The following is a 21,881-nucleotide window of genomic DNA, read 5'->3' as shown; positions in this document are numbered from 1 at the left end:
ATTTAGGAAATGTTTAGTAAAAAAATGCTTTGGGGAAGTCTTACAGCTTTAGTGCTTCTCACTGGAACATCAGGTGTAACATTAGCAGAAATCCCAGTCCACTCGTCAGAGCAAACCAGCCAATTTCACCGCATTGAGCAACCTTTAGGCTTGAAAGTTGGTGTTGCGATCGGTGGTTTAGCCTTAATTGGACTAGAGTTTTGGTGGTTCCTTCTCTATAAAAGTTCTGAGTCGTAAATGGCTTTTTTAAAAGTCGTTAGTGATGTATCAATAACTTTTATATTCCCCTTAGCCCTCCTAAAAAAGGGGGGAACCGGAGTTGAAAGTTCTGAATAGATTAGGACTTATGCAGGGAGCATCCCAAATGTGTAAAAACATAATTTGTCATTGCCAGCAGAACGCTTTATTCACAATGACTTGTAAAGATTTTGGTAAATTTGCTTAGATTGGGATGCTCCCTTATGCACTGTACAAATTAATCATGCTATGGATGTAAATCCATAGGTCGTTTCAGGCTTTTATTAATCATTCTTTGATGGTAAATTGAGATGCTCCCGTTGCTCCAGAACTTGGCGATTTTGCCCCAAGTCTGACCAAGCTTGATTTTGTGCAGTTTCACAAAAAATTAATATCAGCACTGAGGGGTGTTTTGGATAATGGGACAAATTGTGTCTTTATGCTGTCTGCCATTATTTTTCCAGCCTGACAGTAATCCATCTATTTCAGACCGTAAAGTTAACAACTGATCGATTTGGTGATCAATTTGTAAGAGCTTGTTTTCAAGCTTTTCTTTAATTTCACCACAGGGAGCCTGTCCTTGGTCATAAACATGAAGAATATTTCCAATTTCCTCTAAGCTAAGACCAAGATTTTGTGCCCTTTTAATGAAAGCAAGACGAGTCAGCACATCCAATGAAAACTGGCGAAAGCCTCCCTCTGTTCGTCTTGATGATTTGAGTAAACCTAAACTCTCGTAATAGCGAATTGTCCTGATGGGGATTCCGCTTATATCTGTTACCTGACCAATCAAAAGCAGTTTTTTATCCTGAGTTAACACGGCAGATTTTCCCAAACATTGTAATTATTATTACATATTTTCCTGATTTATTAACACATTTGAGAGTTTAGCAAAATATTGGCATCAGTAGTTGAAATTTTTATCTAATTAAAAATTTGAATAATTCACTACCAACCTTTAATTGTTTCCGCTGATTTACTTAAATTTAACATTTTTATTTAATAAACTTAACTAAATATTTTACCTCTCTAATTTTATCCATTGATCAGGTAACTGTTTGTCATGGTACTTAAAGTAACTGTTTTTTTTTAGTTCGCATGTTACTTCTAGATTAACTGCTTCACCTCAAGTGAAACTATAAAAATGAATCTCAACTCGCAGACTTTTAGCTCAACCCGTAAACCTAAAATTTTCAATAATCCAGAGCGTTTTATTGAGGGATGGTATTGGGTAATACCCTCTCGAAATCTGCGGGTGGGTGAAGTAAAACCTGTCACTATTTTGGGCAGAGAATTAGCGATTTACCGTGGGAAAGACAAAAGAGTAGTTACCTTTGATGCCTACTGTCCGCATATGGGCGCTCACCTTGCTGAAGGCAAAGTTGAGGGTAATGCACTACGTTGTTTTTTCCACCACTGGAAGTTTGATGCTGAAGGGATGTGTATTGATATCCCATGTTTAGATACACCATTTTCCTTGAAGTTACAAACTTGGCCTACTGCTGAGAAGTACGGGATGATTTGGATTTGGACTGGAGAAATACCACAGCAACCTCTACCTTTTGTTCCAGAGTTAGAAGAAAAAGAGTGTGATGTTGCTATTACTTCCCATTTTGTGATGAACTGTCACCCGAATGTGGTAATGATTAATGCAATCGATGCTCAACATCTCAATACAATTCACAAACTGCCAATAGAAGTTATTTTTGAAAGACAGGAACTGAACGAGAATGCTATTATCTTCAGTAACACTACACCCATCAAAAACAATTCCTTTTTCATTAAGCTCATCCGTCTTTTCTACAAAAATGCCATAACTTACAGTATTTGCTATTGGTACGGCAGCATTGGCATTGTGACAGTTGGTCCCGATTTCTTCCATGTTCACATGATGGTTGCAGTTCGCCTCCACGAAGAGGGAAAAACTGAAGGTCAAATATTGTTGATGACCAAAAAATCTAAAGGAATTTTTGGTTGGTTATGCAATCGAGTTGTGCTATGGCTGACCAAGATTGTAGCTAAGTACTTTCTCATGGGTGACATTAAGATTGTCCAAACAATTCAGTTTGATTTGAAAACTCCCATCAAAGCAGATCAGTCAATCATGCAGTTTATTAACTATGTTGAAAAACAGCAATCCCTAATGTGGGGGACTTGGCAAGAAACGCGATCGCGCGATGTGGAGAGCAAGCCCAAGCGTGAGAGATGGGAAGATACAATGAGTAATGACTAATATCATGTCTATATGACCAGAATTTTGTCAGACTGCCTGGATACAAAACTGTAATTTAACAGGCTAATTATTTTATGGTCAATTAAACGCACATGATATAAAAACTAATAAAAGTTAAAAGTTCAACAAATTACTTTTAACTTTTAATTTATTTTTTTCCTGGGCTACCAGATTAATAAAAAGAAGTGGCAAAGCCACTTCCTAATTCCCAGGTAGAACCTAAGTCATGAGTATAACCACTACAAAAATTTGAAATAGTATAAACAAACACCAATTACCTGAATATCTCTATTTTCCTTGTTTTCCAAGTGGGGAAATCCTGATTTCCATCTGCCAAATAACTGTATATTTACATAAGTCTCATGATTGCAATGCAGACTCAATTTTATCCAGTTCATTGCCAAGATGTGCCAGTTTTGCCTCTTCATCAAGAAGCTACTGTTCTAATTGAAACTTAACGGTCGTACCAGCCTCAATTGTTACAGCTTTTTTCATCTGCTTAAACTTCTCGCTGCGGATGTCAAATTCTGCTTGAAGTGCGTCTAGTTTTTTTTGCGATCGCCGTCGCCCTCCAGCAGTTAAGCTAGTAGCAGATGGGTTAGTTTCAATAGTTGCTGCTTTACTAGGCAAAAATTTACTTCCACCTGCGTAATAACAAGGGGAAAATTATCGCCTAAATCTAACACTTTATCTACAAACGGGTGCTGCGGGCCTGATGCTCCTACGAACTACCTATCAATAACTGGGGGGTGCGCCGCAGGCGTACTCCCCTAAAGGGTTACTATTTATGTATAATTGATTTTTCCGAATGATTTAGATTGCTAAATCTTAATTACGAATTACGAATTAGTATTATATCTGAGCGCTCAGTTCTGATGGTAAAAATACTGTAAATGTAGAACCTTTTCCTAACTCTGAATTTACTTTAATCTCGCCATGCATTAAGTGGACAAATTGAGAGACTATTGCTAAACCTAATCCTGTACCATCAATACTTTGTACTTGGGGATAAGTTACAGCACGAAAATAGGGATTGAAGATTTGTGTTTGAGCCTCTGGGGAAATACCAATACCACTATCAGTAACAGAGATAGCCCACTGCTGTTGAGATTCCATCCAGCACTCTAAAAGAATTGAACCTGTTTGTGTATAGCGAATTGCATTACTCAGCAAATTGGTAACAATTTGTTGAAGCCGGAGTGGATCTGTAGTAACTTGCTTGGGAGCGCGATCAAAATCAACTACTAAAGATAATTCTTTGGACTGCGCTAACGGTTCAATCATCTCTATAACTAAGTTGATTAAATCATGTACATTAGTGAGAGTTGGCTGCAATATCATTTGCCCAGTATCATAACGCGAAATTTCTAGAGTATCGTTGATTAAACGGACAAGAAGCCTACCATTCTTGAGGACTCGCTCGATACTTTCAAGATTTGTATAAGAATCCTTAAGTTCTGCTTGTTGACGCTGCTGACGTAAAAATAAGTCTGCATAACCAATAATTGAAGTTAGGGGCGTTTTCATTTCGTGAGCCAAATGAGATAGACCTTCTTTACCGGCACGAACTAAACGAGTTAGTTCTTGGTTAGTCAACTGCAACTGACTTTGCACTTGTTTAAACTCTTGTATTCGCCCTTGAGTATAACTGTGAAAACAACGGGCGATCGCTTCATCAATTATCATATCAATCAGGCAAACCGCCCGTAATACCTCTTGCGGAGACGCATTTAATAAATCTTCTTCTAAAAAAGAAAAAATCACAACTCTGAGTAAACGATACTCTCGTGCAATTTCTGCTGGCTCAAATCCTTGTTCAGCGCGAAGTGTGCCGTGTTCCAGGCTTGCATCCACTACCGTCTGTAAATCGCTGGTTGCTGATTCAGAAAGTACTGTTGCTAATGCTTTCAAAATGCGCGGTAAGCTATCTTGTACAGCTTTAAAAGTTAGCTCTTTAGTAGCTTCGATTTGTTCATCCTGGTAAACTGCTTTTACCCATTGTTCAATAATGGCATTACTTTTCTGACTTAGAGTTTGACTAAAATCCATCTTATGCTCAATCCAAGACATTAAACGAGAAGTCCCTTTGGCTAAAGCTAGCTTAGGCCGTTTAAGGTAATATTGGCAACTGAGGCAGGACTTACGCAACTGGCACAAATGTTTCGGCAACTGTGCCGCAAAATAGATAACAGAAAACTGTAAAACCCTTTCGGGATCTAACTTTAAATCATATCTTGAATCACCAAAAACCTGATAAGTGATCCGTTTGCTCCAACACTTTGAAAATCTCCCAAAACATCGGAAATATCTGAGATGGTTCTACCTCGTCGAGCAAATCTCAAATACGGTTATCGCTTGGAATCTGATGCACACCAAACAGGCTTTGAACATTATTATGCCCTTTGTTCTCTGCCATTGAGTGTTGATAGGCGAGAAAACAAGGGGTTTGTAGTAAAAAACAGACTAGACGCGCTTAAATTTGCGCCAGTATCTGATGTGGATTAGAAAGGCTCCTACTGAATGAGTCTCAATAAAGCTCGTTCGAGATCATCAAGCTGTTGAGCCAATTCGTTTAGTTCAGCTTCAGTTTGTTCAATTTGCTTTTCTAATTGCAAGCAAATGAGAGTATCTGCTGCGATCGCATAATCACGACGCAACCTTTTTAACTTCTGGGCTACCAGGTTATAATGCTCCTGTAATGGATAGCGTTTGTGCTGTAAATGCTGCTCAGAGGACATCCAGGTACTTTTTGAGTCAATAATCTTAACTCAAGACGACTAGCCAGATTATCGATTTAGCAATATGGTTTACTGTGTCTGGTTTCAATAGCTAAAACATGATTGCGACATTAGATGTCACTTACGTAATTTATTCTGTCAGTAATTTACCAGTTCCAGACTTAGTATAAGAACGTCGTCTCCATAGTCTCTCTACGCCCTAGCAAGCAAACTAATGTTTAGCATACTACTACTCACTTGCATTCAATACAACAATAATTTGTGCTAGCCTGATTCCCAGAGGTTTCCAGTGGGGATTGCTGGAGGAAAAAGTACTGTCCCCAGAAACTGCTTGGTAGTCATCAGGGAACTTTTCGTAAGCATTGGGAGCCGTGTCTACTCGTAAAATCAGTTTGCCTTGATAGCGGGATAATTTACTACTATCCAACAAAATAGTACCGCCGTAGTCCCACGCCAATCCATAAAGTTTAAAGTTACCTAATTTCTTGTGTAACTCGCTCAAGGGGGTTCCGACACCGATACCTTCGCGAGTTTTCCAAGCTGAACCCAAGTTACGCACATCTAGAGGTTTAGTACGAGTATTATCACTCCAAACTACCAACAGCGATCGCCCCTGATTTAGATTTAAGTGAGTAGCTGCAAAACTACCCATTCCTTCAGCACCAGAAATGGTTTTATCAACGAGATGGGATGCACCAAACAGCTTCACTAAATCTTGCTTGGTGGTTTTGCGTGTAATCGGCCCCACTCTTTCCCCAGGAACAATCAAGGTGTCTGTTAATGGTTGCGATTTAGCAACGGTCACTGGATGATTAATTTGCTGGGGTAGTGCAAAGGCTGGGTTTGCTGAATAGTTTAGCAGTAAAGCTAAAGTAGCTGTAGCAATGCCTTTGATTGATGAATTCATGGGTTCCATTTGGGGTAGCAGAATATGAGTAAGAAGCGTTAAATAAATAACTCCTTACTCTTTAGTTTTAACTTATACAATTTCCCAATTATGAATTCCTGATTTCCCAAGAATTTTATTTCATCGCTCTAGTTGCGTTGAAAATTGCAAGCATTGCTACTCCGACATCAGCAAAGACAGCTTCCCACATTGTTGCTATCCCGAAAATACCCAATCCAATAAATACAACTTTAATTGCTAAAGCAAACCCAATATTTTGCCAAACAATTTGCCTTGTTTTTCTAGCAATTTGTATTGCTTCTGCCACTTTTGATGGTGCATCTGTCATGATCACAATATCAGCAGTCTCTATGGCTGCATCTGAGCCTAACCCACCCATTGCCATACCAACATCTGCTCTAGCAATCACTGGCGCGTCATTAATACCATCCCCAATGAAAGCAACTTTACCATGCTTACCGGCGCTGCTAAGTAACTTCTCAATGGCATTGACTTTTTCTTCAGGTAGTAACTCTGCTTCATAAGTATCTATGCCAAGCTGTTGAGCTATCTGGGAGGCGATCGCTTGATTATCTCCTGTCAACATTACTGTTTTCTCTACACCTATTCGCTTGAGTGCTTGAATAGCGTGTCTCGCATCTTCTTTAAGTTCATCAGCAATGACAATATACCCAGCGTAAATATTATCCACTGCTAGATGAATAACTGTTCCCTCTGACTGGCAATTATCATGAGCAATCTTCTCTCTATGCAATAGGCGATCGCTTCCCGCTATTACCACCTGATTTTCAACCTTGGCTCTAATTCCATAACCTGCTATTTCTTCATAATCTCTCACATCAAATGCATCTATTTTTTCACCATAAGCATTGCGGATAGATTGGGCAATAGGATGATTTGAATGCGATTCTAGTTTGGCTGCCAATTGCAACAATTCTTGTTCATCAAAGCCATTCTGTGGTACTATTTCTGCTACTTTAAAGACTCCTTTAGTTAACGTTCCGGTTTTATCAAAAACAACTGTATTAACTGCATTTAAACTATCTAAAAACGTAGAGCCTTTAACCAAAATACCACGTTTAGCAGCACCTCCCACACCTCCAAAGTAACCTAATGGAATACTGATAACTAGTCCACACGGACAGGAAATAACTAATAAAATTAAGGCCCGATAAACCCATTCTGAAGAAGTTGCGCCAGAAATCAACAAAGGAGGTAACAAAGCAACTGCTATAGATGTAAAAACTACTATTGGCGTATAATATCGGGCAAATTTAGTAATAAACTTCTCTGTTTCTGCTTTTTTACTTTTGGCATTTTGCACCAAGTCTAATATCTTAGCAATGGAAGATTCATCAAAAAGTTTTGTTACTTTAATCTTGAGAACACCCATTTTATTGATCATCCCAGCTAAAACTGTCTCTCCCAGCCTCACCGTTCGCGGTACAGATTCTCCAGTTAATGCAGATGTATCAACTTGCGAATTACCATCTATAATCTCACCATCTAAAGGAATCTTTTCTCCAGGCTTGACAACGATAATATCCCCAATCTTTACTGTTTCTGGCGATACTTTCTTGAGTTCTCCGTCTATTTGGATATTGGCATAGTCTGGGCGAACTTCTAATAAAGCTTTAATAGAATTACGAGAACGACTAACGGCAATATCTTGAAATAATTCCCCAATTTTATAAAATAGCATGACTCCGACAGCTTCGGGTAATTTATGAATTGCGATCGCCCCTAATGTCGCTACTGCCATCAAAAATGTTTCATCAAATACTCTACCTCTGAGTATATTGCGCCCAGCAGTTTTTAAAACACTCCATCCACTTAATAAATAAGCAGGGATAAAAAGTAAATATTCACCTATTGAGTAGAATGTATTGTGTAATTGATTTTCAAAAATTACACCAGGTGCATATAAACTTAAAATCACTACCAAAGGTAATACCTCATTTTTCAGATTTAATTCTCCACCGTGATCGTGATCGTGATCATGGTTATGATTCTCATGATGATTGTGATTATGATCATGGTTATGATTCTCGTGATGGTCATGTTCACAGTTGAAACAACCTGATGATTCTAAATGTACTTTCTGCTTCATTTTTTTTGTTGAGGCTAGTAAATTACTTGATATATGAGCCTTTTTTCAAATGTAATCAAAAAAATAAGTTTTTACAAGTTGATAATTTTAGAATGAGAATCTATATCATATTTATTATTAAATATTTGTCCTATCTTTTAGTTAAAATCAAGATTTTTAATTTTGTAAAGATAACGATAGCAGTTCATAATTGTATAGAATAATATCAGATATAGTTTTTGTTCGTAGTCAGAGATTTATCGCTCTGTATAAGATTTTAAAGGGCTAGAGCCGCAAGGCAAAAGTCAAAAGTCAAAAGTATATGGAATAAGCTCTTTAGGGCTTTTCAATGGTCTGCTTATTTACGCCGTGCTGTACTAGAGGCGCTGACTACGAGCTTTAATTTAATTAAGCCCTTATACTTAACATCAAGCAAACAATCACTATCTTGGAATATCAGAGCTATTTCATTCTTATCTAGCTCACTTCAGAATGAATTCATCAGTTTAATCGTGAAAGTCGTGTAAAGACGACTGAGAAAAGTTTATAGTCCGTTAAAACAGACTTTAGTTATTAGACTGGAACTTGAGTTATAGACGGTTTATGTATATAACGAAATAGAATTGTTAGGAATATACAGCAGATTTAAATTTTGTGAAGTACACAACTTAGGTTAGGAATCAAATTTAGACATAAAGCCTGCTTGACTTGTGAATTCTGCTATAGCAACTACTTTGTACTCAAACTGGGTAGATACGGAACTTTGTTGACTAACAAGTGTCAAGCTAGCTATTCTTAGGGAAAATTCACTTGAAGTTTGAAAGTGAATATAATACCCTAAACTAGTAGACAATTTTCTCAAGCAAATCTATGAACAAAAAAATTATCCTGAATTTGCTTTCCAGTTCCTCTATTTTCGTGTCGATGATGTCTACGCTGGCAGTATTTCATCCTGCCCATGCTAGTACTAGTATTACACAGAAATTAATGCACACACAAGACGGTCGTACCTGTATTACTAACCCACATGGGGCAAAAGATTTTGTGTGCATTCGAGATTCAGAGAGAAAGCAACCGTATACCTCATCTACACGTTCCTCAACTATTGTCACATCAGTATCAGATCAGAATATTGCCATGTTGAACTTTACTGATGCGGAAAGCGATCGGGCAATTCAGTTATTTGGATGTGACTGTCCATTGTGTATAAATTCTTTGCGACAGTTGCAGGGTACTGGAAACTTGGTTTATTAGGATTGAAAAGCGTTGACAGGGATTATAGCTTCTGTTACGTACACGTGATTAATCACGTATAAAACATATACGAAACCAAAAAAGCACTTTTAACCACTTGCTACTACTATTGTTTGGTCAAATCTAAATTCATTGTTGGGGCAGTTTGTAGCAGTACTTCAAAGGCCTCAAATTAATGTTGACAAAGAAGACGGACATAGAGAAAAAGAGGTAAAGATGGACAGAGGCTTTCACGCAAAGAAATTATCAAATAGTCTCTGTGCGTAAGAGCTTTCTGTTCATTCAACCACCTCATTCACAGGGAATCTATCAATCAACTGCATCGCCCGATGGGCATTACGCTGGAAAGAGTGTGGCAAATGGGGAACGTGGGGGATTTGCGATAATAAATCCAACGTCCGCCGTAAAATTCTCACTACATCGCCTTCATCCAAGGTGGTGTTCTCGCAGAGTTCTGTCCACTCCATTCCTAGCGCCCATTGTTCCACTATGGCAATTAACTCAAATTCCAACCATATAGGCAGCGCTACGTTATACCGCCGTTGTCGGTGGAACATTTGGTGGCGAATTCCCCGCAATTTTTTCAAGGCTTCTGCCACTTCATTACTAAGCTCAAAGTTAACCTTGCTATCTGGACGAGGCGTTTCCATCACCAAAGCGGCAGCGGCGGCGGCTAAATGGTGTGGATCTAAGTTGTCCAATTCACCACTAGCGAATACTAAACCCAACCACAATTCATTCTCCCCTCGAATGGCGGCAGCGATTCGCCCTAATTGTGTGGGGACTAAGTTATCTAAAGCGCCAAAGTGTTGCAGAATTGAAATTAAATTGAGAAATTCTTCCCAATGACGTTGTGACTGTTGCTCTACTTGCTCTTTCAACTGTTCGAGTTCGGCTTCTAATTCGACATAGCGGGCGCGACGCTTGAAAAGCGTGGCAGCATTGCCTGATTGATGTAAGGGATGAGCTTCTAATTGCTCTTGGATGGCGGCAGTGCGACTGAGTTGTTCTGTTACTTCTGGTGCCAGATACAAAGATTCTATCGGATTGGGAATACGTCCAGCGATCGCAAAGGTTTCTTGACTACCACGGCGCGATTGTCCTGGTTTCAAGGGCATCTCTGGCGGTGGTAGTACATCAGGTGGCACTTCAACTCGCGGCAGTTCGGCATACAAATCGACTACATCCCCTGTTGTTGCTACATACCAGCGGTTATCGTGCCCCAAGCATACCAAGTAAGGAGCTTGACCAGAACTAGGTGATTTTCCCACTAAGATTGCGGTTACAGGTGAAGGCACTGTGATATTTTTGCCTTTAAGACTCAACAGAGTTCCTGAGACTGCAAAGCCCAACATCATCCCCAATTCTTGTTGTCTATCATCCTGCGCTTGCTCTTGCAGGGTTTTCAATATCTGGCGTTCCACTTTCAGGCGTTGCCGCAATTTCTCATAAACAGCCAGTTCATTTTCATCAACTGCGGCGATTTGCTCATGAAGTTGAGCTAATTGTGTTTCCAGTTCGGCAATCTCGTCATATTCTGGTCTTAAATGCAAGGTAGCCATGTACTGCCCAAAGCTGCGTTCTATGAGTTCCCTGGTTTGCTCTAGGGTGTGAGTTTGCAGCAAATTGAGTACCATGCCATAACTGGGCGTAAACTGGCTTACTAGGGGGTCTGGCTTGGATGTTCCCAAATACGCGGCTTCTTTGGCTCCTTCAAAGGGAGTTTGGACTGTCACCACATGACCTTGTTTATCCATCCCCCGGCGGCCTGCCCGTCCCGCCATTTGCAAGAATTCGGAAGCATTCAACAGGCGGTGTCCAGTGTCGGTACGCTTGGAAAGGGTAGAAATTACCGTTGTCCGGGCGGGCATATTAATTCCGGCTGCTAGTGTCTCAGTGGCAAATACTACTTTAATCAGCCCCTGCTGAAATAGTTCTTCTACCAGTGCTTTCCAAGCAGGTAAAATTCCGGCGTGGTGAGCGGCAATTCCTCGGTATAGGGGTGCAATTTGTCCAGAACGCCCTGCTTCGGGATTGCGGACTAAAAAGTCATCAATTTGTTGGCGCAAAATCTGGGACTCTTCATTATTTACCAGCCATAAATCACCCACTTCTGCCACCGCTTTATCACATCCCCGGCGGCTGAAGATAAAGTAAATCGCTGGTAGCATATCTCGTTGCTCTAACTGGCTCAAGGTATAAATGATGCCAGGAGCCTCCGGTCTACCACTTCTCCCCTTCTCCCTTTCTCCCCCTCTCCCCTTCTTCTTCTGAAGACGGGGGTTAATTTTGGTTTTGCTATCATTCAGCAGGGGAAATAACCCTTTGGGATTGCAAAAGTGAAATTCCAAGGGGACTGGGCGAAAATCGGAGTAAATCAGGTTTGTTGGACCGTGAACGCGATTTAGCCAGTCGGTGAGTTGATCGCTGTTGGCAACAGTTGCTGAGAGGGCTGCCAGTTGCACTTCCCGAGGACAATAGATGATTGATTCTTCCCAAACTGTACCGCGCTGGCGATCATTCATGTAGTGGCACTCATCAAGGATCACGGCGTCAACGTCTACTAATGAGATGCCAATTTGCCCAATGGGTGTGCCATAGAGCATATTTCGGAAAATTTCTGTAGTCATCACCAAAATCGGTGCATCCCTATTAATGGAAGCATCTCCAGTTAACAGTCCGACTTGATCAAACCCAAATTTTTCTCGAAAGTCACGTAATTTTTGGTTCGACAGCGCTTTTAGGGGAGTAGTATAAAATACACGTTTTCCTCGCGACAGGGCGCGATAAATGGCGTATTCCCCGATTAATGTTTTGCCCGAACCTGTGGGGGCACACACGACTACGGAGCGTCCGGCGTTCAGGGACGCGATCGCTTCTTTTTGAAACTGATCCAGTTCAAAGGGAAATATAGACCCTAAGTCAAGTTCTGGAGACGGCGCAGGATAATTCACTCAATCACATTTGCAACCAGATTGTTTACTATACTAACGAGTCTTTTGTCAACTTCGTTAGGGGGATTTGGGAATTGGGCATTGGGCATTGGGCACTTGTACTGATACTTAGGCTACGCTCAGTAACCAGCGGCGTCAAAGTATTGGGCATTGAAAACTTTTCCTGAGTCTTCATTTCCCATACGCTATGCCCCATTTTTCATTTTCCCAGCTCTTGCGATCGCTCTGTGGCAGCTTTTACTGCTTCAATTAAAGCTGAACGAAATCCTGCCTGTTCTAGCTTGGCAATCCCCGCAATGGTTGTACCACCAGGACTGGTAACCCGATCTTTGAGTTCTGCTGGGTGCAGTTTGGTTGACTCCAACAGTTTCGCTGTGCCCAATACGGTTTGCAAGGCTAGCTGATTGGCAATTGTTCTAGGTAAACCTGCGGCTACTCCACCATCAGCAAGTGCTTCTACCAAGAGCGCCACGTAAGCCGGGCCGCTACCAGATAGCCCTGTAACAGCATCCATCAACCCTTCTGACACTTCTACCACTTCCCCCACAGCAGAAAAAACTTGCTGTGCTATTTGGTGGTGCTTGGGGCTGGTGTATGCACCTAAACAAATTGCAGTAATTCCCGCCCCCACGGTTGCTGGGGTGTTGGGCATTGCTCTAATAACTGGCAATTGCACAAATGCAGCTTCTAGCTGGCTTAAAGGCACACCCGCTAAGATGGAAATGATTACGGGTGAGTGTTCTCTATTAACAATCTCAATATCTGCTAATTCTTGAGCGATCGCGCTAAACACCTGCGGTTTCACTGCCAAAAAGACAACTTCTTTTGCTGCGGTGAAAACCTGGCTATTATCTCTCGTCACAGCAACATCGTATTGCTGTTTTAAAAAATCTAGACGTGAAGATAGTGGTTCGCTAATTATCACTTCTGATGATTGATAAATTCCACGGGTAATTAAACGGGATAAGAGCGCTTCTCCCATTACCCCACCACCAATTAAGCCAAATTTTATAGTCATTGATCATTAGTCATTAACGAGCCAGCGCTCTGGAGAGGGGGTTGCCACGCCACTTTACGGCAGTTGCTTCTCAAGACAGGAGAGGCACAAGGGACAAGTCGAGAAACCGCTTGGGCGCACTGCCTCCTTTATGCCGGGGAACCTGTCCACCGCAGTTGCTTCCCATGAGTGACTGGCCTTAGCGTTCACGCAGCGTCTCTAAGAGTTGCGTAGCGTTAACAACTGTGCGTAGCGTCACCCGTAAGCGTCATTAGTCATTAGTCGTTTGTCATTTGTCATTATGATTAAAACCCACGACAAATGACAAAGGACAAAGGACTAACAACTAATTTAACTTTATTGTGCCATCCGGTTGGTTTCGTTGCCCCAGGTTTGATTTGGAGAACCTGTAGGACGAGACGGACGGGCTGGTGGTTGTGGTACTTCATGAAGAACGCCACCTTGGGTGCTAACTTGGACACAGCTTGGCGTAAACAAGAAGATGCTCTCACCGATGCGCTCTTGATGTCCATCTAGTGCGTAAGTACCACCTGCAACAAAATCTACTGCTCGTTGAGCTTGATCTGGGTCCATTATTGTCAGATTTAATACTACTGACTTGCGTTCTCGCAGCGCTTGAATTGCCTGGGGCATTTCTTCAAAGGTGCGTGGTTCGAGGACTAAAACTTCCGAAATTCCGTTAATTGCTCCTGGCATACCAATCACATTCCCCATTGGCTTTGAACCTGCTGCTATATCATCTCCCATTGTAGGCACTGGTTCCCGCCAGCGTCGATTTTGAGCGGTTGCGCTCTCTTGTGGTGCTGGTTGAGGATTTTCTTGCTGATACAGATTTTGGTAATTATTATCTGTTTCTGGTTCTTCTTCGTAATACTCGTATTCCACTTGCTCATTTAGACCCACAAAGTCTCTGAGTTTGGAAAAGATGTTGTTCATTGTGTGTGTACTCTCCTGGTGCGAATAGCCTGTTTTTACTTGGCTTAGGATTGATTGAACTAGGAGCGATGCCTACGGCGGTAAACTACGCTACATCGGTGCATACTTCAGCAAGTGTATTGCTGATTTGTAGCCTATACTACGGGTTTTGGCGATGAACTGACACTTCTTGGAAAGGTCTGTGCATCGCCTAAACATAATAATGAGTCAAGATTATATCCTAAGGTTTCTCCGAAGGTAAGTTCTTTATACCCCATTTTCCCTTGGCGATTGCTCTTGTCAATACTATATCCTTTGTTTCCAATTGCACCAGTCTGTTACAAAATTCTTGTCATCAAATCCTGATCTCTATTAATACTGACCTCCAAGGCTGATGATCAATAGGCTAAGAGCGATCGCCAAACAATATTGTTCCTAATCGTACCATCGTTGCGCCTGCTTGCACTGCCAGTTCGTAGTCGCCTGACATACCCATAGATAGTTGCTGCATTTTAATGTGTGACCAGTTTTGCTCCTGGATTTTTTTTGCTAGCTCACGATTGAGATTAAACACATTCAAAATTTCCGGAGCATTTAATCCTGAAGGCGGAATTGTCATCAAACCTTGAATTTGTAAACTTTTGTATTGATTGAGTGTGGGTAAATCAGCCAAAAGTTCTGGCACACTCCAACCGGACTTGTTGGGATCGGGGAGAATTTTCACTTGCAGGCAAACCTGGGGACTCACTCCTAGCTGTTGCGCCAATTGATCTAAGCGCTGTGCCAGCTTCAAGTTATCGACGGAGTGAATCCAAGGGAATTGCTCGATGGCTTTTTTGGCTTTATTGCTTTGCAAATGTCCAATAAAGTGCCAGGTAATATCCGGTAAGTCTTGCAACTCGGCTTGTTTGCTGGCGGCTTCTTGGATACGACTCTCCCCAAAATCACGAATTCCTGCGACATAGGCAGACCGAATGGCCTGGGCAGAAACTTGCTTGCTAATAGCAATCAATCGGACTGAAGTTGGCAGTGAGGAGCGAATGGAAACAATACGTTCGTAAATCGAACTGCTCATTGGAAGGTGCGTTGGAAAACACTCTGAAGCTGATCGTACTCCTGAGATTGTCCACTGCGACGCAGGGTACGTAAGCGATTTTCCAACATCATTCTAGCCTCAGTACGTCCTAGAGACTGGAATTTAACACCTTTAACGTCATTTGCTACCAAAAAAAATAAGCGCTGGGCATAAAGTGTGGTGAACAAATCCTGGTTCTCATCAACCATACAGATTTTGTAGAGTAAACCCCAAGTTGGATGGTTTATGTAAGTTTCTGCGTTTTCTGGATTCATTTAAGAGTCAAGGTGGGAGTATGTATATCTTTTCGCAGTGAATTCCAAACATTCAGACGATAATACCAACATTCGCCTGAATATTTGCTTAAAATGCAAAACTGCGGTTACGAAGACCTTGATCTAGTTCCTAATGGGCAGATGAAGCTAGTGGTAGTGAAGCGAAATGGTACAACAGAAGCCGCAAAGGGTAGATTCTACAGAGTAGAGGCTGGTTGATAAACATCACCATCTGCTTTGGTGACTTCAATTTACCAATCTGTAGGGACAAGGCACAAAATAGTCCTAATCCTATTGTCGAAGTTCGGCGTTGCCAGGAAAAACACCCTTTGAAGTTCCCAACGGTAACAGCGAACTTTTCGACTTCTTTCTATACTGCCACAATTGTTGCCCAATGGCACAAAATAGCTAACAGAATAGGGGAGTGGAGAGTGGAGACAGCAAAGAAAACTATCTTCTATTGATTATCTAGCATTCTCAGTGCTGCAAGTTGTGCCTGAGCTTTGTGCAGAGATTCATACCATTCTCTCTCAGGATCGCTGTCTGCGACAATTCCCGCACCAACTTGTCCCCAGACAATGTTGAGTGCTGAGTGCTGGGGGATGAGTCTTGAGTAGGGAGATGAGGAAGATGAAGAAAAATTTGCTTCCCCTCCCTTCCCTGCTCCCCCACCTTGTTGAGATGCGGGAGCTAGTAGCAGGGTGCGGATTAAGATATTTAAATCTAAATGACCACGCCAATCTAAATAGCCACAAGAACCGTAGAACAAGCTGCGCCGCACAGGTTCTAATTCTTCAATAATTTCCATGCAACGGACTTTAGGACAACCTGTAATTGTGCCACCTGGGAGCGTGGCGCGAATCAAATCAATGGTAGTGCATTCGCCTTTTAAAGTACCTTTGATGTTGCTGACAAGATGCATCACATGGCTATATCGCTCAATTGTCAGCAATTCGTCAACAGTAACCGTTCCCCATTCACAAACTCGCCCTAAATCATTGCGTTCTAAATCCACTAGCATGATGTGTTCTGCACGTTCTTTAGTGTTGCTGAGTAAATCTTGAGCCAGTTGCATATCTTGTTCTGGAGTAACACCACGCAATCGCGTTCCGGCGATCGGTCTGGTTTCGGCTTGCCGATTTTGCAACATTACTAACCGTTCCGGTGAACAACTGATCACTTCCCCCCAAGGCGTTTGCCAATAGCTGGCAAAAGGTGAAGGATTGATCTTTTGCAAGGCTTGGTAAATTTCCCAACCAGAAGCCGATGTAGACGCTTGAAATCGCAATGAAAGATTTGCTTGAAAGATGTCTCCAGCTTGAATATATTTTTTCACCTGGTTGACAGTTGTTTCATAATCTGCTTGAGATGTCAAAAACAGGGGGACCGAAGAGGACACGGGGATGCGGCCACAGAGAGACACTGAAAATTCTTTCCCCGCGTCTTTCTTTGCTAACTTCTTTTCTAACTCATTGAGTCCACTTGCATCACTGGCGGCTAGCCAAAGAATTTGTTGTACATGATCCAAAACGGCAAAACAATCTGGTTCGTACCAAAAAGCTATGGGAAAGGGCAGGGGATCAATTTTATTACGGGGTAACTGTTCAATTTCCCATGCCACATCGTAACCTAGCCAACCCAACCAACCGCCAGTAAAGGGGATATAGGAAGTAGGGGGAGTAAATTCCTCCTTATCGCCTGCTACTCCTTGCTGTAACAACTTTTCTAGGAAGGGAAAAACCTCTCCTACTTCTGGTATCCATATCTGTGGGATGCCATCTACTAGGCGAGGAGCGCCTGCACAGATAGAATATTGGTTAAGTTGAGGATGGTCGATTGGCGTTGGATAGGGACTTTCTAGTAGGGTAGCAATTCCCGGTGCGGCGGTGGGGCGAAAAAGAGTAGCAAAAACTTCCGAACCTGTGCGCTTTTCTAAGGGTAGCGATCGCCAATACCAAGGTTTGGTCATACTGTTTAGAAGCGTTGTCAATAGTTAGTCAACAGTTTTCAGCAGTGAGTACAAATAACTACGACTACTGACCCCTGACAAAATGCAATTACCTATTACCTATTACCATTTTCTCGGCGCAAAATTAGACCTGAGTTCCTATAGCTAGCCGTATTCCCCAAAATAAAATTAAAGTTGCAATAGCAAGCCAGTCACGCCCTTTTAATCGTAAGTCGTGCCACTGCACTCGATGCTCATTGGGACTAGTAAAACCCCTCACCATCATTGCATTCGCCATTTGATCGGCTCGTAAGAGCAGATTTTCTAACAGTCTCTCTGCTACTGTCATCCAAACTTTGAATCCTCCTTTCAATCCTAGCTTTTTCCAATTAATTGCCCTTGTCATCACGGAGCGAAATAAGTTTTGTACTTCTTCTAATACCAGGGGAATAAAGCGCAAGGACAAGGTTAAAGTTAAAGTAATTTCTGTGACAGGCAACTTCAGGCGTCGCAGGGGTTGCATCAGGCTTTCTATGCCAGATGTAATTTCTTCTGGTGCGGTTGTCAACAGATACAAGTTAGTGCTGTAAATCACGGTAAATATAAGTGTACTCAGGCGTACTGCCAAATCCAAGGAATAGCGAGTTACTTTCACTGGGCCTTTGTGAAATAGCACGTAGTATTTGTTTTCCTCAACTACTTGCTCTCGATCTAGGCATTCCTGAAATACCCTGTCGTTGTCTTCTGTCTTAACTCGTGTCTTCTGACTCTTGTCGTTATCTTTTGTCTTAACTCGTGTCTTCTGACTCTTGTCGTTGTCTTTTGTCTCAACTTGTGTCTTCTGACTCTTGTTGTTGTTTTCTACTTCATTTGGAACACAAGCTACGACGCCTACGCGTGGCTGATAATCTACACCCATTCCATCAGGACTGATCGCTCCGATCGCTAAGACAAAGAATGATAGCATTAACAGCCAACCCATTTGCTGCTGCCATACTCGTCGAGGAATTCTGGCAATCAAGGTGGCAATAATTAATACTACCACCAGTAGCACCCGCCAAGAGATGTTAGCCAAAATATAGCTTGTTAAAAAGCTCATTAACCAGGCGAACTTGACTCGCGGATCGATTTTATGCAGCCAAGTTTGGGGTTGTTCTAAATAAAGTCCAAGTGGCAGCGATCGCAATAAATCCATTTTAAAGTTAGGAGTTAGGAGTGAAGAGTTAGGAGTTTTAACTTTAACTCTCATAACTTTCACCTTGTACCGCTATCAACTCAAGTCGATAGGATTCTATAGTTAGCAAGCAATTCTGACTTTAACTCATAACTCCTGTACAGATGCGATTAATCGCGTCTGTACTCCTAACTTAATTTTACGCGAGTTGCTCTATTAACATTACCAATTTCGGCATCACGGACTTTTTTACTCCGCCACAGTAAAATCATTGGCGTGCCCTTGAATCCTAGCTGTTGCCGGAATTGGCGTTCAATGTAGCGGCGGTAGTTGTCGTTAAAGCGTTTGGAATCATTAACAAATAAGGCGATCGTTGGTGGTTGGCTACTTACTTGTGTACCATAATAAATCTTGCCTTGACGCCCACCACGGGATGCTGGCGGTGAATGCCAACTGACGGCATCTGTTAAGACTTCGTTAATAACTGATGTGCTGACACGGCGTTTGTGTGATTCAGCCGCCGTTTTCACCAACTCTAGAATTTTTTCTACCCGTTGTCCTGACAAGGCACTCACAAAGATTGTTTCTGCCCATTCGGTAAAATGTAACCGTGATTGCAGAGTTTTTTCGTAATCGTAGATTGTGTAAGAGTCTTTTTCGACAGCATCCCACTTATTAACGACGATGATGCAAGCTCGACCTTCTTCGATAATCCGCCCAGCTAATTTTTGGTCTTGCTCAGTGACTCCATCTACGGCATCTAGTACTAATAAAACCACGTCCGCGCGGCGAATCGCTTTGAAAGCACGGTTAATACTAAAGAATTCTGTACCGTATTCTATGTGTTTCTTTTTGCGAATGCCAGCGGTGTCAATCAAGCGGTAACTTTGTCCGTCTCGTTCAATGACGGTATCAATAGCATCGCGGGTGGTGCCGGAAATTGGGCTAACAATTGCCCTCTCTTCCCCGACAAAAGAATTGAGTAAGCTCGATTTGCCCACATTCGGGCGTCCCACAATTGCTACTTTGATTTCATTCGTTTCTGGGATGTCCTCAATAGCAGGGATGTGATTAATTAACTCATCGAGTAACTCTCCTGTACCACTGCCATGAATCGCGGAAATGGCGTGGGGTTCGCCCAATCCCAATTCCCAAAATTCGGCAGCTTGGATTAAGCCTTGTTCTGGGGATTCACATTTATTTACAGTTAGTAGCACAGGTACGCGTTGTTGGCGCATCCATTCGGCGATTTCTAAATCTGCCGATGTGGGGCCTGCTTGACCATCTACTACAAAAATAGCGGCACACGCTTCTGCAAGCGCTGTCATTGCCTGTTGGCGAATCAGTGGTAAAAATTCGGTATCATCATTAAAAACTAAACCACCAGTATCTACCACTAAAAATTCGCGACCATTCCAGAAAGCTGGCATGTAAGTGCGATCGCGTGTCACTCCCGGTTCATCATGGACAATCGCCGTTTGTTCCCCGGCGAGTCGATTAACCAGGGTGGATTTGCCCACATTTGGGCGTCCGATAATTGCAACAATTGGCAGTGCCATAAAACCAGGGTAAGTCAGAGACGTAGTATATCACGTACTTACATTTTACTCACTTTAAACTTGAAATTTTAATAATTTCCCTAGTATTGGATTTGAACAATGGGAACTACCGTGCTACCCAGCGCTTCAGCAGACACGCTCAAGTCCTTGAGTGCGATATCACTTCCACTCAGTACGCTAAAGGTGCGATCGCGTTTAGTTAAATTAGATTAAACCCGACACCGATAGCGTTCGCTTTTATTTTCTCTGTGGCTATTGTCAGCGAAAAGTCGAACGTATTAGCAAAGAACAGCCACGGGACGAAACAATTTTCTTTGCTGAGTCTCTTTCTAGCTAGTACAACACGGCGTAAATAGAGCAACCATTTAAAAACCCTAGAATCCCCATAAAACCTCGTTTCCAGTCAGAGGCTGGGAACGAGGTGAAAACAAGATGTTAAGCTTGTTTTACTCCTAACTCTGCCAATTTTAGATTTCTCTTCAATCCAAAATTCAAAATCTAAAATTGGATAACTCCTGCTTTATTCAAATAGTTCTTTGCCACACATGTCGTCCATTAAGCCCTTGCTTAATCCAACTCAGACATTCATATTCGGATTTGAATAATTTTGGAGCTGCAATATTATTTAATAACTCTGGTGGGTAATGGTCATAAAAACATTTGTCCCCTTCTAGGAAGATGATAATCAAATTGTTCCGATAAATGTAGCGAGACTTAAAACTATCCCCCTGATGAATAAACTCGGAATTTTGAGCAATATCAATATGTTCTTTAGCAATATCAACGATATTACTAACGCCACTTCCATAGATTTTGGCTGGGTTTTCTGCTTTATGAAATTGGTTTCTGTGCCCAATCTCAGATAGCAATTTATACGAATAAATCTCGTAATTATCAGCTTGCCCAAAAACAAATGGAATGATGAGATATCCTTTGTATGAGACTGAACTTTCATAAAGAAGACGATTCATCTCAACCTCCTTTGATGTAACTGCTATCAAAAAAATCGCTGAAATAAAATACACATTAAAAATCAATACTTTTCTGTTAGATATATTCATGCATTACTTAAACCCTGATCGCCATTTAAAAAATAGGGCTATTACCCTTTTTGTCAAGGAGAAAGCAGTATGAAGCTTAAACAGAAAAGTATCGCAACACTAATTATCGCTCTTTTTTTTAATTACTAAACATTAGATATCTTGTAAAAGTTAAAAAATTAGTAATTTCATTCTGTGGGACTATTCCCCTAATCCCTCTGTCCCTTGCGCCCTACCTTTCAAGACCATAAACTAAGCTGATTGGGGGGATGCTCAAGATTATTCCAAGGTAGGGGTGGAACTGGTGTATCACTTTGTTCTAATAGCTGTTGGAAGTGACGGGCTATGCTAGGCGATCGCGCTTCTATTGGACATTAGACCTCTTGCAAAATAAGTTTTATGTTATGGTGGGGGTTTGGAATTTTGAGACAGCTAAACTTAACTCGTAGTTGTAAATTGCTGCGA

20 protein-coding genes and 2 pseudogenes are annotated in these 21,881 nt (G+C 41.7%); 6 read left to right on the top strand and 16 right to left on the bottom strand.

The window, feature by feature from the left end; translation table 11 throughout:
- The first annotated feature begins 9 nt into the window (after positions 1-9).
- Positions 10-237, top strand: coding sequence for a hypothetical protein (locus tag V7K21_RS22810; protein WP_335177475.1), 228 nt, complete (start codon positions 10-12; stop codon positions 235-237).
- A 394-nt stretch (positions 238-631) separates the two neighbouring features.
- Here the strand turns inward: V7K21_RS22810 and V7K21_RS22805 are convergent, their stop codons facing one another.
- Positions 632-1,057: a heavy metal-responsive transcriptional regulator gene (locus V7K21_RS22805; RefSeq protein WP_335177474.1), complete on the bottom strand. Its 426-nt coding sequence runs from the start codon at positions 1,055-1,057 to the stop codon at positions 632-634.
- Positions 1,058-1,381: 324 nt separating this feature from the next.
- Here V7K21_RS22805 and V7K21_RS22800 point away from each other — a divergent pair, with 324 nt between their 5' ends.
- Positions 1,382-2,470 carry an aromatic ring-hydroxylating dioxygenase subunit alpha gene (locus V7K21_RS22800; RefSeq protein ID WP_335177473.1) on the top strand — a complete coding sequence of 363 codons (1,089 nt, stop codon included), beginning with the start codon at positions 1,382-1,384 and terminating at the stop codon, positions 2,468-2,470.
- 435 nt (positions 2,471-2,905) lie between these two features.
- Here V7K21_RS22800 and V7K21_RS22795 read toward each other — a convergent pair whose 3' ends face one another.
- The gene (locus V7K21_RS22795; RefSeq protein ID WP_335177472.1) at positions 2,906-3,100 is read right to left on the bottom strand and encodes a hypothetical protein; all 195 of its coding nucleotides are present in this window, start codon (positions 3,098-3,100) and stop codon (positions 2,906-2,908) included.
- 222 nt (positions 3,101-3,322) lie between these two features.
- Positions 3,323-4,519, bottom strand: a complete 1,197-nt coding sequence (locus V7K21_RS22790) for a HAMP domain-containing sensor histidine kinase (protein WP_335177524.1) — start codon at positions 4,517-4,519, stop codon at positions 3,323-3,325.
- A gap of 264 nt (positions 4,520-4,783) precedes the next feature.
- Between V7K21_RS22790 and V7K21_RS30850 the strand changes: the two genes are divergently transcribed.
- Positions 4,784-4,975, top strand: coding sequence for a hypothetical protein (locus V7K21_RS30850; RefSeq protein WP_442948912.1), 192 nt, complete (start codon positions 4,784-4,786; stop codon positions 4,973-4,975).
- 8 nt (positions 4,976-4,983) lie between these two features.
- Here V7K21_RS30850 and V7K21_RS22780 read toward each other — a convergent pair whose 3' ends face one another.
- The 3 genes from V7K21_RS22780 to V7K21_RS22770 form a co-directional block, all read right to left on the bottom strand.
- On the bottom strand, positions 4,984-5,208 hold the full coding sequence (locus V7K21_RS22780) for a hypothetical protein (protein ID WP_335177471.1): 225 nt from the start codon (positions 5,206-5,208) through the stop codon (positions 4,984-4,986).
- A gap of 229 nt (positions 5,209-5,437) precedes the next feature.
- Positions 5,438-6,115, bottom strand: a complete 678-nt coding sequence (locus V7K21_RS22775) for a hypothetical protein (protein ID WP_335177470.1) — start codon at positions 6,113-6,115, stop codon at positions 5,438-5,440.
- 115 nt (positions 6,116-6,230) lie between these two features.
- Entirely contained in the window at positions 6,231-8,225 is a 1,995-nt protein-coding gene (locus V7K21_RS22770; protein ID WP_335177469.1) for a heavy metal translocating P-type ATPase, read from the bottom strand.
- Positions 8,226-9,074: 849 nt separating this feature from the next.
- On the opposite strand from V7K21_RS22770, the gene V7K21_RS22765 reads away from it, so the two are divergent.
- Positions 9,075-9,458 carry a hypothetical protein gene (locus V7K21_RS22765; RefSeq protein WP_335116463.1) on the top strand — a complete coding sequence of 128 codons (384 nt, stop codon included), beginning with the start codon at positions 9,075-9,077 and terminating at the stop codon, positions 9,456-9,458.
- A 278-nt stretch (positions 9,459-9,736) separates the two neighbouring features.
- Here V7K21_RS22765 and V7K21_RS22760 read toward each other — a convergent pair whose 3' ends face one another.
- The 5 genes from V7K21_RS22760 to pipX form a co-directional block, all read right to left on the bottom strand.
- Entirely contained in the window at positions 9,737-12,412 is a 2,676-nt protein-coding gene (locus V7K21_RS22760; protein WP_335177468.1) for a DEAD/DEAH box helicase, read from the bottom strand.
- Between the two features lie 199 nt (positions 12,413-12,611).
- The gene (gene proC, locus V7K21_RS22755; RefSeq protein WP_335177467.1) at positions 12,612-13,430 is read right to left on the bottom strand and encodes a pyrroline-5-carboxylate reductase; all 819 of its coding nucleotides are present in this window, start codon (positions 13,428-13,430) and stop codon (positions 12,612-12,614) included.
- A 336-nt stretch (positions 13,431-13,766) separates the two neighbouring features.
- Positions 13,767-14,366, bottom strand: coding sequence for a cell division protein SepF (locus tag V7K21_RS22750; protein WP_334721813.1), 600 nt, complete (start codon positions 14,364-14,366; stop codon positions 13,767-13,769).
- Between the two features lie 385 nt (positions 14,367-14,751).
- Positions 14,752-15,420, bottom strand: a complete 669-nt coding sequence (locus V7K21_RS22745; RefSeq protein WP_335177466.1) for a YggS family pyridoxal phosphate-dependent enzyme — start codon at positions 15,418-15,420, stop codon at positions 14,752-14,754.
- Positions 15,417-15,695, bottom strand: coding sequence for a transcriptional coactivator PipX (gene pipX, locus V7K21_RS22740; RefSeq protein ID WP_109010971.1), 279 nt, complete (start codon positions 15,693-15,695; stop codon positions 15,417-15,419). The genes V7K21_RS22745 and pipX overlap by 4 nt, the downstream gene beginning before the upstream one ends.
- 93 nt (positions 15,696-15,788) lie before the next feature.
- Between pipX and V7K21_RS22735 the strand changes: the two genes are divergently transcribed.
- Complete coding sequence (locus tag V7K21_RS22735) at positions 15,789-15,914, top strand: hypothetical protein (protein WP_335177465.1); 126 nt, start codon at positions 15,789-15,791, stop codon at positions 15,912-15,914.
- Positions 15,915-16,152: 238 nt separating this feature from the next.
- Here V7K21_RS22735 and V7K21_RS22730 read toward each other — a convergent pair whose 3' ends face one another.
- From V7K21_RS22730 to der, 3 genes are all read right to left on the bottom strand, one after another.
- A complete protein-coding gene (locus V7K21_RS22730; protein WP_335177464.1) occupies positions 16,153-17,664 on the bottom strand; it encodes an anthranilate synthase component I in 1,512 nt (503 codons plus the stop codon).
- Between the two features lie 124 nt (positions 17,665-17,788).
- Complete coding sequence (locus tag V7K21_RS22725) at positions 17,789-18,838, bottom strand: energy-coupling factor transporter transmembrane component T family protein (protein WP_335177523.1); 1,050 nt, start codon at positions 18,836-18,838, stop codon at positions 17,789-17,791.
- A 167-nt stretch (positions 18,839-19,005) separates the two neighbouring features.
- Positions 19,006-20,376, bottom strand: coding sequence for a ribosome biogenesis GTPase Der (gene der, locus V7K21_RS22720; protein ID WP_335177463.1), 1,371 nt, complete (start codon positions 20,374-20,376; stop codon positions 19,006-19,008).
- Between the two features lie 143 nt (positions 20,377-20,519).
- Between der and V7K21_RS22715 the strand changes: the two are divergent.
- Positions 20,520-20,713 (top strand): annotated as a pseudogene (locus V7K21_RS22715) (CRISPR-associated endonuclease Cas2); the annotation flags it as partial.
- A 187-nt stretch (positions 20,714-20,900) separates the two neighbouring features.
- Here the strand turns inward: V7K21_RS22715 and V7K21_RS22710 are convergent.
- Both V7K21_RS22710 and V7K21_RS30845 read right to left on the bottom strand, forming a co-directional pair.
- Positions 20,901-21,347 carry a hypothetical protein gene (locus V7K21_RS22710; protein ID WP_335177462.1) on the bottom strand — a complete coding sequence of 149 codons (447 nt, stop codon included), beginning with the start codon at positions 21,345-21,347 and terminating at the stop codon, positions 20,901-20,903.
- 308 nt (positions 21,348-21,655) lie between these two features.
- Positions 21,656-21,790: pseudogene (locus tag V7K21_RS30845) on the bottom strand (DUF72 domain-containing protein); the annotation flags it as partial.
- Positions 21,791-21,881 lie beyond the last annotated feature (91 nt).

This window comes from Nostoc sp., from assembly GCF_036919595.1.
Lineage (GTDB): Bacteria > Cyanobacteriota > Cyanobacteriia > Cyanobacteriales > Nostocaceae > Nostoc.
The sequence above is the reverse complement of the archived record's forward strand: the minus strand, read 5'-3'. Positions and strand labels throughout refer to the sequence as shown.

Coding starts and splice junctions, on each gene's coding strand:
- V7K21_RS22710 (WP_335177462.1), bottom strand. CDS start 21,347: ATGAATCGTCTTCTTTATGAAAGTTCAGTCTCATACAAAGGATATCTC.
- V7K21_RS22780 (WP_335177471.1), bottom strand. CDS start 5,208: ATGTCCTCTGAGCAGCATTTACAGCACAAACGCTATCCATTACAGGAG.
- pipX (WP_109010971.1), bottom strand. CDS start 15,695: ATGAATCCAGAAAACGCAGAAACTTACATAAACCATCCAACTTGGGGT.
- proC (WP_335177467.1), bottom strand. CDS start 13,430: ATGACTATAAAATTTGGCTTAATTGGTGGTGGGGTAATGGGAGAAGCG.
- V7K21_RS22800 (WP_335177473.1), top strand. CDS start 1,382: ATGAATCTCAACTCGCAGACTTTTAGCTCAACCCGTAAACCTAAAATT.
- V7K21_RS22810 (WP_335177475.1), top strand. CDS start 10: ATGTTTAGTAAAAAAATGCTTTGGGGAAGTCTTACAGCTTTAGTGCTT.
- V7K21_RS22770 (WP_335177469.1), bottom strand. CDS start 8,225: ATGAAGCAGAAAGTACATTTAGAATCATCAGGTTGTTTCAACTGTGAA.
- V7K21_RS22750 (WP_334721813.1), bottom strand. CDS start 14,366: ATGAACAACATCTTTTCCAAACTCAGAGACTTTGTGGGTCTAAATGAG.
- V7K21_RS22725 (WP_335177523.1), bottom strand. CDS start 18,838: ATGGATTTATTGCGATCGCTGCCACTTGGACTTTATTTAGAACAACCC.
- V7K21_RS22775 (WP_335177470.1), bottom strand. CDS start 6,115: ATGAATTCATCAATCAAAGGCATTGCTACAGCTACTTTAGCTTTACTG.
- V7K21_RS22730 (WP_335177464.1), bottom strand. CDS start 17,664: ATGACCAAACCTTGGTATTGGCGATCGCTACCCTTAGAAAAGCGCACA.
- V7K21_RS22765 (WP_335116463.1), top strand. CDS start 9,075: ATGAACAAAAAAATTATCCTGAATTTGCTTTCCAGTTCCTCTATTTTC.
- V7K21_RS22790 (WP_335177524.1), bottom strand. CDS start 4,519: ATGGATTTTAGTCAAACTCTAAGTCAGAAAAGTAATGCCATTATTGAA.
- V7K21_RS22735 (WP_335177465.1), top strand. CDS start 15,789: ATGCAAAACTGCGGTTACGAAGACCTTGATCTAGTTCCTAATGGGCAG.
- V7K21_RS22745 (WP_335177466.1), bottom strand. CDS start 15,420: ATGAGCAGTTCGATTTACGAACGTATTGTTTCCATTCGCTCCTCACTG.
- der (WP_335177463.1), bottom strand. CDS start 20,376: ATGGCACTGCCAATTGTTGCAATTATCGGACGCCCAAATGTGGGCAAA.
- V7K21_RS30850 (WP_442948912.1), top strand. CDS start 4,784: ATGGTTCTACCTCGTCGAGCAAATCTCAAATACGGTTATCGCTTGGAA.